The sequence below is a fragment of the Fimbriimonadaceae bacterium genome (assembly GCA_023957775.1).
Lineage (GTDB): Bacteria > Armatimonadota > Fimbriimonadia > Fimbriimonadales > Fimbriimonadaceae > JAMLGR01.
Map to the genome: position 1 here is coordinate 255,889 of JAMLGR010000001.1, position 14,094 is coordinate 269,982.

At 64.4% G+C, this 14,094-nt stretch carries 13 protein-coding genes; 6 read left to right on the plus strand and 7 right to left on the minus strand.

The window, feature by feature from the left end; all coding sequences use genetic code 11:
• Positions 1-34 precede the first annotated feature (34 nt).
• Both M9921_01215 and glnA read left to right on the plus strand, forming a co-directional pair.
• The gene (locus M9921_01215; protein MCO5295454.1) at positions 35-1,630 is read left to right on the plus strand and encodes an acyl-CoA dehydrogenase family protein; all 1,596 of its coding nucleotides are present in this window, start codon (positions 35-37) and stop codon (positions 1,628-1,630) included.
• Between the two features lie 230 nt (positions 1,631-1,860).
• Positions 1,861-3,270: a type I glutamate--ammonia ligase gene (glnA, locus tag M9921_01220; protein MCO5295455.1), complete on the plus strand. Its 1,410-nt coding sequence runs from the start codon at positions 1,861-1,863 to the stop codon at positions 3,268-3,270.
• Here the strand turns inward: glnA and M9921_01225 are convergent.
• Positions 3,248-4,798, minus strand: a complete 1,551-nt coding sequence (locus tag M9921_01225) for a carboxylesterase family protein (protein MCO5295456.1) — start codon at positions 4,796-4,798, stop codon at positions 3,248-3,250. The two genes, glnA and M9921_01225, sit on opposite strands and share 23 nt — an antisense overlap.
• Positions 4,799-4,945: 147 nt before the next feature.
• Positions 4,946-5,254, minus strand: a complete 309-nt coding sequence (locus M9921_01230) for a hypothetical protein (protein MCO5295457.1) — start codon at positions 5,252-5,254, stop codon at positions 4,946-4,948.
• 27 nt (positions 5,255-5,281) lie between these two features.
• Between M9921_01230 and M9921_01235 the strand changes: the two genes are divergently transcribed.
• Both M9921_01235 and M9921_01240 read left to right on the plus strand, forming a co-directional pair.
• Complete coding sequence (locus M9921_01235) at positions 5,282-5,533, plus strand: type II toxin-antitoxin system prevent-host-death family antitoxin (GenBank protein ID MCO5295458.1); 252 nt, start codon at positions 5,282-5,284, stop codon at positions 5,531-5,533.
• Entirely contained in the window at positions 5,530-5,931 is a 402-nt protein-coding gene (locus M9921_01240) for a type II toxin-antitoxin system VapC family toxin (GenBank protein ID MCO5295459.1), read from the plus strand. The genes M9921_01235 and M9921_01240 overlap by 4 nt, the downstream gene beginning before the upstream one ends.
• A 39-nt stretch (positions 5,932-5,970) precedes the next feature.
• Here M9921_01240 and M9921_01245 read toward each other — a convergent pair whose 3' ends face one another.
• Positions 5,971-6,291 carry a hypothetical protein gene (locus M9921_01245; protein ID MCO5295460.1) on the minus strand — a complete coding sequence of 107 codons (321 nt, stop codon included), beginning with the start codon at positions 6,289-6,291 and terminating at the stop codon, positions 5,971-5,973.
• Between the two features lie 282 nt (positions 6,292-6,573).
• On the opposite strand from M9921_01245, the gene M9921_01250 reads away from it, so the two are divergent.
• Positions 6,574-7,131, plus strand: a complete 558-nt coding sequence (locus M9921_01250; protein ID MCO5295461.1) for a hypothetical protein — start codon at positions 6,574-6,576, stop codon at positions 7,129-7,131.
• A gap of 39 nt (positions 7,132-7,170) precedes the next feature.
• Here M9921_01250 and M9921_01255 read toward each other — a convergent pair whose 3' ends face one another.
• A complete protein-coding gene (locus tag M9921_01255) occupies positions 7,171-9,882 on the minus strand; it encodes a molybdopterin-dependent oxidoreductase (GenBank protein MCO5295462.1) in 2,712 nt (903 codons plus the stop codon).
• Positions 9,883-10,122: 240 nt separating this feature from the next.
• On the opposite strand from M9921_01255, the gene M9921_01260 reads away from it, so the two are divergent.
• Entirely contained in the window at positions 10,123-10,584 is a 462-nt protein-coding gene (locus tag M9921_01260) for a nucleotidyltransferase (protein MCO5295463.1), read from the plus strand.
• 56 nt (positions 10,585-10,640) lie between these two features.
• Here the strand turns inward: M9921_01260 and nrfD are convergent, their stop codons facing one another.
• Genes nrfD through M9921_01275 form a run of 3 tightly spaced genes read right to left on the minus strand, consistent with a single transcriptional unit; the run spans position 10,641 to position 14,069 of the window.
• Positions 10,641-12,149: a polysulfide reductase NrfD gene (gene nrfD / locus M9921_01265; GenBank protein MCO5295464.1), complete on the minus strand. Its 1,509-nt coding sequence runs from the start codon at positions 12,147-12,149 to the stop codon at positions 10,641-10,643.
• Between the two features lie 14 nt (positions 12,150-12,163).
• Positions 12,164-13,237, minus strand: coding sequence for a Gfo/Idh/MocA family oxidoreductase (locus M9921_01270; protein MCO5295465.1), 1,074 nt, complete (start codon positions 13,235-13,237; stop codon positions 12,164-12,166).
• 31 nt (positions 13,238-13,268) lie between these two features.
• Positions 13,269-14,069 carry a hypothetical protein gene (locus tag M9921_01275; protein ID MCO5295466.1) on the minus strand — a complete coding sequence of 267 codons (801 nt, stop codon included), beginning with the start codon at positions 14,067-14,069 and terminating at the stop codon, positions 13,269-13,271.
• Between the last annotated feature and the right edge of the window lie 25 nt (positions 14,070-14,094).

Sequence of the window (14,094 nt, forward strand, 5' to 3'; positions counted from 1 at the left end):
GCAACTCGACGGGAACGTATAATCAAACCTCTTCATGGAGACCCCACCCAGCAACGGCGCTGCGACCCGACCCGAGGGAGGCGCCTTCTTTTCTTCGACCCCTCGGAAGATCTTCACCGTTGCCGACTTCTCCGCCGACGAGCGACTGATGATCGAGACGGCGGAACAGTTCAGCCGCAAAGAGATCCTCCCGCTCGCCGAAGCGCTCGACAAGCAGCAGGACGGCCTCATGCCCAGCCTCATCCGCAAGGCCGGCGAACTCGGGTTCTGCGGCGTGGACGCGCCGGAGGCTCACGGCGGCCTCGGCCTCAGCAAGGCCGTCGCGGCTCGGATCATCGAGATGCTCAGCCTCAACGCTTCGTTCAGCGTCACGCTGGGCGTTACCAGCGGTATCGCCCAAATCGGCTTGGTGCTGTTCGGCACCGACGAGCAGAAGGCACGGTTCCTTCCACGGCTGACCTCGGGCGAGTGGATCGGGGCGTACTGCCTCTCCGAAACCGGCTCGGGCAGCGATGCCCTGGCCGCCTCCACGCGCGCCGACCGCGAGGGCGGCCAATACGTGCTCAACGGCACCAAGATGTGGATCTCCAACGCGAAGTGGGCCGACTTCTTCCTCGTCATGGCGAAGGCGGACGGCGAACGCTTCTCCGCCTTCCTCGTCGAGCGGGACACTCCGGGGCTTTCGGTATCGCGCGAAGAGCACAAGATGGGCCTCAAGGGCTCCTCCACGGCGCGCGTGGTGCTTGAAGACGCGCGCATTCCAGCCGGGAACCTCCTCCACGAGGAAGGGTTGGGGCACCACGTCGCGTTCAACGCCCTCAACATCGGCCGGTTCAAACTGTCCGCGATGTCCCTGGGACCGGCCCGCGATGCCATTCGGCTTGCCGCGGCCTACGCCCGCGAGCGGAAGCAGTTCGGCCAATCGATCTCGGAGTTCGGGCTGATCCGCCGCAAGTTCGCCGAGATGGCCGCGCGCTTCTATGCGGCCGAGTCGATGATCTACCGCACGGGCTCCTTGATCGACGGCGCCTTTGCAGCGCACGGAGGTTCCGTGGAAGGCAACCGCCGCGCCGCCGAGGAGTACGCGATCGAGTGCAGCGCGTGCAAGGTGTTTGCCACCGAGGCGGAGGCGTTCATCGTCGACGAGGCGCTCCAGTGCTACGGCGGCTACGGCTTCACTGAGGAGTTTCCCATCGCCCGCCACTACCGGGACGCGCGCGTCAGCCGCATCTACGAGGGCACGAACGAGATCAACCGCTTGTTCATCGCCTCTCGGATCGTGCGCAAGGCGCGGGAGCAAGGCGTGGCGGCGAGAAGCGTCGGAGACTCCTTTGTCTCCGAACTCGCGGGGAAGGCGATCGGACTTCCCCAGGACGACCAGGTCGTCCTGGGAGCCCAATCCGACCTCGTGCTACTTGCCTACGCCGAGCAGTCCGCCCGGCTGCGCGCGGCTCAAAACGGGGGCATGGAACAGCCGCTCTACGAGGCGTTCGCAAGTTGGGCCAACGTGCACGCGGCCGCGGCGTACCAGATGGCGACCGGAGATTCGGTCACGGTCCCCGCTTCCCCCGCCCACGATTGGGAAGCGATCTCCGACGCCGTGTACGAAAGCGGCGGCCCCCCGGTCTAGAGCCTTCGTGAGTCCCTCTCCCCCACAAACCACCAACCACAAACCACAACCTCCGAGAGGTATGCTAGTGCACCAGGTACTAGACGCTGGGCGGTCAACGAGGTCCCCACGGCGCACGCGGAAAAAGAAAGCCCGCGCGGCGCTTTTTTGTTTGGGAAGAGAGATTCGAACGGGCAGCTCGGTCCGTATCTTTCATAGGGGCGCGCCAGCGCGAGTACCGAGGAGAGAGAATGAACGCTAAGGAAGCCGTTGCCTTTGTCAAAGAGAACGAAGCGCAGATCATCGACATCCGGTTCACCGACTTGTTCGGGATGTGGCACCACTTCACCATCCCTGCCGTGGATTTCAGCGAGGACCTCTTTGAGGACGGGCTGGGATTCGACGGCTCGAGCATCCGCGGGTTCAAGAGCATCAACGAGAGCGACATGCTGCTTGTGCCGGATCCGACGACGCTCTTCATCGACCCGTTCGCGGAGTTCACCACCGCCGTGGTGATCTGCCACATCGAAGACCCGCTCACACGCGAGCGGTACGCCCGAGACCCACGATTCGTGGCCGAGAAGGCGGAGCAGTACCTCCGCTCGACGGGCATCGGCGACACGGCCTACCTGGGCCCCGAGGCCGAGTTCTTCCTGTTCGACAGCATGGCCTACGACACCAGCCCCTCAGGCGCGTTCTTCAAGGTCGATGCGGAAGAGGCGTTCTGGAATTCCGGCGACCCCGAGGGTTCGGGGCACACGCTTCGCCAGAAGGGCGGCTACTTCCCCGTCGCGCCGTGCGACAAGCTGCAGGACATCCGAACCGAGATGATGATGCGGATGTTCGACCTGGGCATCCACGTCGAGGTTCACCACCACGAGGTGGGCAGCGCGGGCCAGTGCGAGATCGACATGCGGTTCGACACGCTGGTCAAGATGGCGGACAACATCCAGAAGTACAAGTACGTGGTAAAGAATACGGCCGCCGAGCACGGCCTGATCGCCACGTTCATGCCCAAGCCCATCTATGGGGACAACGGCAGCGGCATGCACGTCCACATCTCCCTTTGGAAGAACGGCGAGACGCAGATGTACGACGAGTCCGGCTATGCGGGGCTCTCGGACACCGCGCGCTATTTCACCGGCGGGATCCTCAAGCACGCGGCCTCTCTCCTCGCGTTCTGCGCCCCGACCACGAACTCGTACCGGCGGCTCGTGCCCGGCTACGAGGCTCCGATCAACCTGATGTACTCGCAGCGCAACCGCTCGGCGTGCGTGCGCATCCCGATGTACAGCAAATCGCCCAAAGCCAAGCGCGTCGAGTTCCGGGCGCCGGACCCCTCGGCGAACCCGTACCTGGCGTTCAGCGCGATCCTGATGGCCGGCCTCGACGGCGTCCAGAACCGCATCGAGCCGCCCAAGCCGATGGACAAGGACCTGTACGAGCTGCCGCCGGAGGAGAAGGCGCAGATCGAGCAGACTCCGGGCTCCCTGCGCGACGCCCTTCTCGCTCTGGAGGCGGACCACGAGTACCTGCTCAAGGGAGACGTGTTCACCAAGGACCTGATCGACACCTACATCAACTACAAGTTGCTCAACGAGTGCGACGCGATCGCGATCCGCCCGCACCCGTACGAGTTCACGCTCTACGCGGACGCGTAGGGGTGTGAGGTGTGAGGTGTGAGGTGTGAAGGCGCTGGGCCTTCATGGATGCCTCCACGTCTTCGATGTGGAGGCATTCCTCTGGCTCCAACACCATCACACCGTCCCAAAGGTGGCGCTCCCTTCCACCGGGATCGTCCTCGACGGACGTTGAGCCATCCTGACCGAATATCCGCGTGGCACGCCGGTGCGCGTCGTACCGTGGCCATTGTGGCGAGCGCCCCTGGATGAACGCAACCCACGTCTCGTGCATCGTCCATCCAGGATGGTGGCTCCACACAAAGGGCAACTCCGCCCCGTGGGCGGCAAAGCCCACGTGCGGATCCTCGGAATGGGAGGGTGTGTGGTCGAATCGCACCATCCACGTCTGGCCCCCACGCGATGCGTGCGCTTCTGCGAATCGGACGCTGGGAATCCAATACTCCTCCGCGGTGAGAAGTCGCACCTTCCGTACCAGGGTCGACATCCCCGGAAACGCCTCCCGGTACCTGGCTTCCATCGCCGACACCTTGGAGAAATCCAGGTTGGAAACCTCTCGGGAACGTATCGGTAAGTCTGCATCGGCCGGTGCCAGGAACGCGATGCTCTCGTCGCGGTTGGTCCCGATGAGAAGGGGGACCGTCCCTTCGACCATGTCGACCGGGCGTTTGGGCAGGTAATCGCCTCCCACCAGGGGCCGGAATGGGAAGTTGTGGGCATAGCGGGCATCCAGCCGGTTTTGGCCCTCGAGGATGGCTTCGGCCGGCATCGAGAGGAGCTGATTGGCATCGGACGTCCGGAGGTCGAGGGCTGCCAATAGGCCACGCACCACCTCGCCAGCGGAGTCCTCCGAATGGATCGTTTGACCGCTTCCGCTCTCCATGATCGCTCTTGAGAAGAGCCCCCGAGCACTCTTTGCGGCCATCAGCGCCGCGACATCCTTCGCGCCCGCAGATTGTCCTGCAATCGTCACCTGGGATGGATCGCCTCCGAAAGCCTCGGCGTTCTCGCGAATCCACCGGAGCGCCGCTTCAAGATCCCGGATGCCGTTGTCACCGGTACCGACGTAGGGTTCGCCGAGAACGTCGCCAAGTTCAAGGAACCCGAACGCGCCCAGGCGGTAGGCGACCAGCACGACGACGATTCCTTCGCGGGCAAAGAGCCCACCATTGTCTCCCGCGGCTCCGCCTTCGTTGCCGCCTCCGTGGATCCACATAAGCACGGGAAACGGCCCAGGGCCGCTGGGAGCCCAAACGTTGAGGTAGAGGCAGTCCTCGGATCCGTTCGCGCCGGGCTGCATGGCGGGCAGCGCCTTTTGGAAAGCGTCGCGAACGCCGGTCCAGGGCTGGGGTGGAAGGGGAGGCCGGAAGCGGTTCCTGCCCGTCGGGGGCAACGCGAAGGGGACTTTCCGAAACACCCGCAGGCCGTCCTCCACCGTGCCCCGCAGGTCCCCCTGGCGAGTCGTCACCGTCGGACCCTGAGCGTCGAACAGCCTCCCGGGAGCCAAGGCGACTCCAAGCGAGAGGCTCAGGAAGGTCCGCCGATCCATCGCCACACCACAAGGCTACCCTTGCCACCTTGCCACCGTTGCCGGCACCACCCACGCGTCAATGGCGTTCACGTTAGAAAGACCCTACTGACCTTGCGCAAGCCCACCAGGCTGGCCGACCTGGAAGGTTGGACCCAAACAGTGGGCCTATCCAGTCGGACCCGTTGGTAACGCGGCGGCCTGCGGTACGGGGTAGACCGCCACAGTGCCCTCCCAGAACGCGACGGCAACGCGCTTGCCGTCAGGCGAAAAAGACAGGAAGCGTACGGGGTACTCCGAGCCCCCCTCTCGTCCCCCCCAGCGCTCGAGTACTTTGCCCGCCGGCATCGCGTACAGCTGGACGTAGTTCGTGTGGTGTCCGGTCACCAGCAGTCGCCCATCGGGCGAGAACTCCGCCGCGACGACCTGCCAGATCACGAGCACCACGATCATGCCGCCGTCAGAGCCGTCATCCAATTTGCAAACTAGTTCTATACTAGTTAGATGAACACAGTTGGGATCTTCGAGGCGAAGACGCATCTTTCGGACCTGCTCAAGCGGGTGGAGGCCGGGGCTCATATCACGATCACGCGCCACGGTGCGCCGATCGCGCTACTCGTTCCCATCGGGGAGCCGGCAGGGGGACCGGGCGTGGAAGAGGCCATCGCCGCGATAAGAATTCTCCGCGCACAGCATTCCGGGAGCGGCGTCGCCGCTGAGGAGATCCGCTCTTGGATCGAAGAGGGCCGAGAGTGAGGACGTTCGTGTTGGACGCCTCGGTCGCGCTGACTTGGCTCCTTGGTGACGGGTCGGACCCCATCGCCGAGCGCGTGCTGGATCGGCTCAAGGACCGTTCGGCGCTTGTACCTGCCATCTGGGAGCTGGAGGTGGCGAACGGACTCGTCGTTGCGGAGCGAACGAAGCGAAGCACACTCGCGCGGTCCACCCGCTTCCTCGAACTTCTCGCAGCCCTGCCGATCGAGACCGACGCGGCGGCCCGCGGCGCTGCCCTGCTGCCGATCGCCCGCAAGGCGAACGTCAGCGTCTACGACGCCGGCTACCTAGAGCTTGCGATGCGCACGGGCGCGCCCCTCGCCACGATAGATCGCCGCCTGAAAGCGGCGGCGGAGACGTTGGGAGTCGCTTCCCTCTGACGCCGAACCAGGTCACTTGCTGCCTAACTGTTCTGCCGATCAGCGACGTTTGAAGAGTTGCTTTGGAACCTCGCCGGACGACGGGACGAAGCGGTGATGCGAGCCGTCTGGCGATTCGATGTACACGGAACCACAGGCGTAGCACTGCCACACGCACAGCATCGTGTACTCGCGCCACGCCATGCAGGCCCGGTCCTTGTCTTGAGGTGTGGGTCCGGACCTCTCAATCGCGTCGTCGACCTTGCCGGAGAACTCGTCGTACTCCTGATCCGGGATGAAGTACGCCCGGTACGACAGATTGTCCGTCGCTGAAATCAACCGGCCTTCGCCGCAGTCGCATGTTATGTCCAAGTTCCGCATGGATCTTAAGATGACGCACTACGTTGCCGATATGCGGCGCGCGCAACATCGAAAGCCACACAATCCGAACGGTTTCGCTTCGGGCAGGCGCCCGACAAATCCGATTCGGCCCGTGATCGCCATCTTCAATTTCCAAACCTCCTGCCAAGGCCACCCGGGGTCGCCAACCCTCGATGGCCGTCCTATCACGGCCTTCGTGGAGCGACCCGAACTCTCATTTCGGAATGCAATTCTCCCGATGACGCCCAAGGGGCGGGAAACGGCAGTGGTAGCATGGCGGGCATGCCTCTCAAAGCCGCCCTCAAGGAGCAGGTTCACGCTGCCATCGCGATGCTCGTGGACTGCGTCGAGAAGTGCCCCGAGGATCTCTGGGTCTCGCCTTCGCGCAAGGACGTCGAGCCGGACGATCCCAGGCACTTCTGCATCCGCAACTTCTGGCGCATCGCGTTCCACGGCATCTACTTCACCCACCTCTACATGCTGCAGAGCGTCGAGTTGTTCCAGCGGCCCAAAGGGCTGGCGGTCGGCGACCGCGACGAGTTCGCCCCCTTGTGGAACCTGGACCGCGATCCCTTCGACCTGCCCGAAGAGTGCGAGCCACCCACCAGGCAGGAGATGCTCGACTACATCGCCCATGTCGACGCCCTGGTCGACCCGACGGTGGACGGTCTGGATCTCGAATCCCCCGAGTCGGGCGTGCCCTGGTACAAGAACTTCCCCAAGCTGAACCACGAACTCCTGACCCTTAGGCATCTCCAAGGCCATGTGGGCCAGCTCTCGGAGTTGCTGATGGCGCGGCAGATCGACACGAACTGGGTGAGCCGGGTCAAGAAACCTTAGGCCGGGCATGAGCAAGGTAGCTCAAACGCCCGCAAACCATCACAAACGGAAGCACTCCTCCGCCGGCCGGAGAACCCGGTCCATCCACAACGGCCGCCGCAGCGGCCCCTGGGCGGGCTTCGTCTTCCCCAGCCACTCGCGGTACACCTCCATCGACTTGCCCGTGTCCACCACCACGTCCCCGTAGCGGTCGTCCCGACCCGCCTTCTCGACCACTACCCGCTGATGCCAGCAGTGCTGGCCGCTCACCGGGTCGGGCTGGACGCCGAACGTGAGGTTCTGGTGCACGCCGCCGTCGGTCCACCAGATGCGGCCGGTGTCCTTGTCGGAGCTGGCGTACGGACCGATGCCTTCCGTCCGGCGGAACCGCACGACGCCGCCCGACAACTCCTCGCGCACGACCTTGGGCGCGGCCTGCTGGTCGGTGGCGTTCCCGTCGAACAGCCGCCAGCGACCCAGATGGTGCGAACACGCCACCACGCCGGGGCGCAGCCCCTCCGTGACCCACGCCTTGTTCACGTAGTGCCCGATGCGGGTTTTCACCTTCACCAGATCGCCCGTCTTCACCCCCAACCGCGCCGCGTCGGAGGGGTTGAACCATACCGGGTTCGCGTTCGACAGCTCGTACAACCACTTCGAATTCGCCGAGCGGGTGTGGATGAGCGTCGGGATGCGGAACGTGGGCACCAGCACAAATTCGAACTCTCCCGGCTTCTGGTCGCCCCGGTGCACGTGGGTGCGCACGTAGCCCGGCATCGCCTGCTCCTCCCAGCCCCACTCCTTCATCGTCGGGCTGTACAGCTCGAGCTTGCCCGACGGGGTCTTGAAGCCGTGCCCGTAGTCGTGGTACGCGTCCTTCTTCACCTCGAACGCCCCGTACTTGCTCATGTACCCGTAAGGGCTCAGGCCCTCGGAGGCGGCGGCTTCCGGCAGCCCCGGCACGGAGTTCTCGAAGATCCACGAGTAGTACTCCTTCAAGGTCACCTTCTCGCCGGGGCGGTAGGGCGACTCGTAATGCTTGCGGATGCCCAGCGAACCGTCGGGGTCGACGCGCCACGACAGCTCGATCCAGAACTCGGCCTCCTCCCATACCTCGCCGGGGTTCGCTTGGTAGGTGAACGCGATCGTCTCGCCCATCCGCTCGCGCGCGACGCGGAGCACGGGCTGGCGGAAGCCGATCCACTTCGAGGCGTGTGTCTCCTGGCTCATCAAGTCGTGCCGCTCGGCGCCGTTGCCCATGGGCAGCACGTAGTCCGCGTACTGCGCGGTCTCGCTCCACACGGGGGTCAGGGCCGCGTGCAGGCCGACCTTGGACTCGTCGCGCAGCATCTTCTCCCACATCAGGCCATCGGGGTTCGTCCACACCGGGTTGTACACACGGGTGAAGTACACGTCGAGCTTGCCGCGGCCTTCCTCGAGGAAGTGAGGAAGCAGAAACGAGAGTTCGTGGTACGCGAGCGGCCACTCCTTCGGATACAGAAGCTCGCTCCACACCTTCTGGGGCTCGGGCTTGCTGAAGGGGGCGGGCACGTACTTGTTGTCCGAGTGGAGGTTCGTGCCGCCTTCGGTGCCCACCGCGCCCGCCAGCACCGTGAGGAGCTGAAGGCACCGCGCGACCTGCCAGCCGCCCTCGTTGCCCGCCGCGGCGTTGCGCCACACGTGCGTGGCGAAGGCCGAGCCCGCCGCGCCGATCTCGCGGGCGACGGTCCGAACGACCTCGGCGTCCACCCCGCACTCTTCGGCCGCGGCTTCGGGCGTGTAGGGTGCGTAGTGGTCTTTCAAGGCACCCAGGAAAGCGTCGAAGGAGGGCCCGGGCGCCGCCTCGGGGGAGCTCCACAAGGGCGACTCTTCGGAACCGATCTCGTCTTTTGACTCCTCAGGTCGTTCGCCGGTGAGGAAGCCGTAGGTGGCCTCCCAATTCACGTTCTGCTGCAAGAACCCGCGGTCGATCAGATTCTCCTGGAGCATCACGTTCGCGATCGCCAGCAGCAGGAAGGGCTCGGTGCCGGGCCATGGGGCCAGCCAATAGTCCGCCTTGGTGGCGGTGTTCGAAAGGCGCACGTCCACCACGGCGATCTTCGCGCCGCGGGTCTTCCCTTCCATGATCCGCTGCGCGTGCGGGTTGAAGTAGTGGCCCGTTTCCAGGTGCGCCGAGAGCATGAGGATGAACTTCGCGTTCGCATGGTCGGGCGACGGGCGGTCCGAACCCGACCAGAGCGCGTAGCCCACGCGCGCGGAGGCGGAGCAGACGTTCGTGTGGCTGTTGTGCCCGTCGATGCCCCACGACTGCAGCACGCGGTTCACGTATCCGTCCTCGCCCGGCCGGCCCACGTGGTACATGATCTCCTTCTGCCGGTTTTCGAGCAGCGCCTTGCGGATGCGCGCCGCGAACGTGTCCAACACCTCGTGCCACGTGGTCTTCTCGAACTTGCCGGAGCCCCTCGGCCCCACGCGCCTCATGGGATAGAGGATGCGGTTCGGATCCTCGATCTGGTTGATGGTGGCGGGCCCTTTCGCGCAGTTCTTCCCCCTCGAGCCGGGGTGGTACGGGTTGCCTTCGAGCTTGCGGACCTTGAGGTTCTCCTTGTCCACGAACGCCATCAGCCCGCATGCCGCCTCGCAGTTGAAGCAGATGGTGGGCACGAGCATCGACCGCCGCTCGACCTTCTTCGGCCACGCGTCGGGGTCGTAGTCGACGAACTCGTCCCACTGGGACTCGGGGGGAAAGGACTCGAGGGGCGTGGTGTCCATGGGGGCTTCGATTATCCCTGATCGAGTCCTCCCTGCGGGCCTGATAGGGGTGCAGGCCTCTACCGATCGCCCCACGAGCACTCCCCAGGTACAATGGAACCATGGCGCGGAGAGGTTGGACCATCCGGGTGGGAGATCGGTCCCAGCTTGAAGCCGAACGCCTCGAAGCGTGGCGTCGGATGGCGCCTAACGAGAGGCTTCGGGAATACGAGAAACTCCTCGCGATCTGGTGGGCAGGCAGTGAGTCGCGACTTCGAAGATCTGTTCGCATCGTTAGCCGACCACAACGTTGAGTTCCTGGTCGTGGGCTCGACCTTGCTCGCGTTTTATGGAAGGCCGAGGTACACCGAGGACATCGATCTCTGGGTCCGCAGATCGGGTGCCAACCTCGAAAACCTGGCCGATGCACTCGATGCGTTCGGGCTCGAGGTTGACCGCGAGGCGATCCGAGGTCTCGCCCAACCCAGCGATCAAATGATCGTTCTCGGTGCCGCTCCTCAGGTCGTCGATCTTCTCAACGACTTAGAGGGGCTCGATTTCGAATCCGCTTGGAGGAGCCGCCAATCCGCCACCCTCTTTGGTTCGAATGTCTTCGTTCTCAGTCGCCAAGACTTCGTCGCATCCAAAAAGGCGGCCGGCCGGCCAAAGGACCTTGCCGACCTAGCGCTCCTGCAAGAGGTCGAAGAAGCAGATTCGGATTAGAGCTTGTGCTCGCTTGAAGCCGAAGGCTCTTCAGGCGTTGGCGAAGAGATAACCCCCTACGAGAGCGGCGGCAGTTGGCCCGCCCGTACGAACGCGTGCTCGTAGAGATAGAGGCCAACAAGGGCAGGGACCCACGCCCAGAACGGGGCGAGAACCACCAGGACCACGGCGGAGGCGAGCAACCAAAGGGACGCGTCGAAGGCGGGAACGACCCCAAGCCTTACCTTGCGTAGGAAACCCACGGCTTGGCTCGCGTTGGCCGTGGGGTGCGGAGCCGTGAGCTCTCGAAACACAAATTGAAGATGACCCACGATGGCCACAACGGCGACCGTCTTGAGCACCCAACCAGGATTCGCCTCAAGCGCGAGAGCAACCACGCTCCCGCACAAGACCGCCTGCACCAACAGGTGCGGCAGGAGCTGCTTGCTCTCCCACAGATCCCTTCCCTTGCACTGAGCGAACAGGAACGCGGTGTAGCCGGCCGCCAGGAGGGCGACGGGCCAGTTCAGGAGGCGAAGCCCTTCGACCAGCCCCCCCGTCCAGTGCACCGCGCGAGAGCCTGCGGCCACCGCAACGCCGGTCGGCTGAGGAAAGGCGACTTGCGCCACAAGGGTCGCCACGATCAGGAGGGAGAACACGGTCAGCACCATTCCCCCTTTCACCAGCCATGACTTGAAGTTCGGGCGTGTCAGCATGGTGTAGAATTTGCCGGGCTTCGCCAAGTCCTCGACCAAGAGAAAGAGGGTGATCAGCGTGAACAGAAGCGCCCCTGCCTCGTACCGCCAATCCGTCGCCCCCCGTGCGGCAAACGGCGCCATCAGCACAAGACCGGCGGCAAGCCCCTTCGTCAAGAGGTAAAGCGCGACCGGCCAGCCCCACTCGACTTTGTGGTCGGTGTCGAGCGCCAGCAGCGCTTCGGCTTGCGACTGTCCGCTGCGGTCCGCCAGTTCGGGTTTGCGTGCAGGGTCTTCGCTCCACAGAAAGGCTCCCCGCCGCTCCGCGACACCCGGCTCCAAAGCCGCGGGGCTCGCGCCGATGTAGCGCACGTTCGGGCCGGTCTTCTGCTCGGGCCTGCGCGTCTTGGTCTCGTGCTGCTTGAGCATCAGCGACACGCGCGAGGTGGGATCGTGGAAGTCGCCCGGCACGATCGCCCCGACGGGGCACACGGTCACGCACGCGGGCTCCAGCCCCCTCTCCACGCGGTGCGCGCAGAAATGGCACTTCTCCACCGCGCCCTTGTCCTCGTTGAGATACAGCGCGTCGTACGGGCAAGCCTGCATGCACGCTCGGCACCCGATGCACGCGTCCCGGTCCACATCCACGATGCCGTCGGGGCGCTTTTTGAGCGCGTTGACCGGGCAGATCGTCACGCACGGCGCGTCGGTGCAGTGGTTGCAGCGCTGCACGAGAAAGTTGCGCTTCACGTCGGGGTACTTGCCCACCTCGACGTACTTCACCGAGGTGCGGAAGTTCCCCAGCGGCACGCCGTTCTCAGCCTTGCACGCCGTGGTGCACGCGTGGCACCCGATGCACGTGTCCTGGTTGATGACGAAGCCGTACTGCATGGGGGAGTGACTTCCTAAAAGGACACGTCGATCGGTTCTTCCTTGCCGGAGTCGCTGCTCTTGTACATGGCGTCAAAGATCGCGTTGAGGATCAGGCCCTCTTCTCCGGGGACCGGCGACGTGCCGCCTTGCAAGATCGCGTCGATGAAGGCATGCACCTCGGCCGTGTAGGCGGACTCCACTTTCGGCACGTTGATCGGTTTCAAGTTGAAGAGCTGCTTGTCCTGTTCGGTGAAGATCGAGACCGCGTCGTCGCCCCACCCCTTCACAATGGCGCCGGCCTTGGTTCCGAAGAGCTGCGTCGCGAACGGATCCCCGTCCAAATTGCCCATGAAGCTGCTCTCCAGCACGACCACGGCCCCGTTGTCGAACTTGATCAGGCCCACGGCGAAATCCTCCACGGTGAAGGCCGCCCGATCGTAGTCGCCCCAGTTGTTGAAAAGCTCGGGATTGGTGCCCAGCATGTTCCACGTCTTGGCGCTCGCGCTCACGGGTTTCGGATAGCCCATGAGGTGGAGCGTCATGTCGAGGATGTGCACCCCGATGTCGATCAGCGGGCCGCCACCCTGTTTCTCCTTGTCGATGAACACGCCCCACCCCGGCACGCCCCGTCGCCGCAGCGCCTGGGCGCGCGCGTAGTAGATGTCGCCCATATGGCCGGCGTCGATGTACTCCTTCATGAAGCGCATCGGACCGCTGAACCGCTGCTGAAGGGCAACCTGCAGGATCTTCCCACTGTCCCGCGCCGCCTGACACATCGCTCGGGACTCCGCGGCATTCATCGCAAGCGGCTTCTCGCACAGCACGTGCTTGCCCGCTTGGAGCGCCCGCACCGTCGGGTCCTTGTGCACGGCGTTCGGCGTCGTCACCGAAACCGCGTCGATCTCGGGGTCTGCGATCAAGTCCCGGTAGTCCTTGTAGGTCCGCGTGACGCCGAACTTCGTTTTCGCCGCCTTCTCTGCGACCGGGTCGATATCGCAAATCGCGACGATCTCGCACTTCTCGGCAAGGCCGGTGTAAGCCGGCATGTGGCACGTTTGCGCAATGCTCCCGGTCCCGATGATCCCAACACGCACTTTCCGATCCATGAACTGCTCCTTCCCCGTCCGCCGGACGAGATTACCGAGGCGTGCCGCTCGGATGCGTCTCCGCTTCCGCCAAAGCTTGCTCGTCCGGCACCTCGTCCTCCGGAGCACGCGGACCGTTTCGGACCGCCAACCACGATCCGCCGATCGCAATCACCGCCATCCCCAGCCAAAAGAGCCACGAAGGCATCTCGGGCACTTCGAACGGTAACGGCGCACCGGGATGCCCGCCATCGTACCAACGCACGAACGAGTGGCCCGAGATGAACACGAGTTTGAGCCCAGCCCACCCGACCAGCACGTACGCAACGTGGTCGAGAACGGGGTACTTCTCCAAGATCCGGATGAAATAGGACGCGGCGAACCGCAAGATCACAATCCCGAGGATCGCCCCCGCGATCACCACCCAGAGCTTGTCGGGATGCCGCACCGTATCCACTACGGCCACGGCGACGATCACGCTGTCCAGCGCGAAGGCCGTGTCCACCAGGTTCAGGTACACGACCGTGGCCCAAAAGCCCATCTTCTTGCCCTTGATCTCCTTCTCCGACGCGTGGTCGATGAAGTGCTTGACCGGGAGGTACAGAAGATAGATGGCGCCGATGAGTTGGAGCCACCAGAACGAGATGATGAAGGCGGCCAGCAGGATCGCCGCGGAGCGCAGGATGAACGCCCCCCCGAGCCCGTACATCAGCGCCTTGCGCTGCATGTCCCGCGGCAGGTGCCGCACCATGATCGCAAGCACCAGAGCGTTGTCCGCCGAGAGCAGGGCCTCGAGAAGAATGAGGAATCCAACGGTGGCGAGGTCGCCCCACTCAAACAACTGACCGAACATAAATAGTGAAATCGCAACCCGCGGG

Coding starts and splice junctions, on each gene's coding strand:
- glnA (MCO5295455.1), top strand. CDS start 1,861: ATGAACGCTAAGGAAGCCGTTGCCTTTGTCAAAGAGAACGAAGCGCAG.
- M9921_01225 (MCO5295456.1), bottom strand. CDS start 4,798: ATGGATCGGCGGACCTTCCTGAGCCTCTCGCTTGGAGTCGCCTTGGCT.
- M9921_01235 (MCO5295458.1), top strand. CDS start 5,282: ATGAACACAGTTGGGATCTTCGAGGCGAAGACGCATCTTTCGGACCTG.
- M9921_01245 (MCO5295460.1), bottom strand. CDS start 6,291: ATGCGGAACTTGGACATAACATGCGACTGCGGCGAAGGCCGGTTGATT.
- M9921_01215 (MCO5295454.1), top strand. CDS start 35: ATGGAGACCCCACCCAGCAACGGCGCTGCGACCCGACCCGAGGGAGGC.
- M9921_01270 (MCO5295465.1), bottom strand. CDS start 13,237: ATGGATCGGAAAGTGCGTGTTGGGATCATCGGGACCGGGAGCATTGCG.
- nrfD (MCO5295464.1), bottom strand. CDS start 12,149: ATGCAGTACGGCTTCGTCATCAACCAGGACACGTGCATCGGGTGCCAC.
- M9921_01275 (MCO5295466.1), bottom strand. CDS start 14,069: ATGTTCGGTCAGTTGTTTGAGTGGGGCGACCTCGCCACCGTTGGATTC.
- M9921_01255 (MCO5295462.1), bottom strand. CDS start 9,882: ATGGACACCACGCCCCTCGAGTCCTTTCCCCCCGAGTCCCAGTGGGAC.
- M9921_01250 (MCO5295461.1), top strand. CDS start 6,574: ATGCCTCTCAAAGCCGCCCTCAAGGAGCAGGTTCACGCTGCCATCGCG.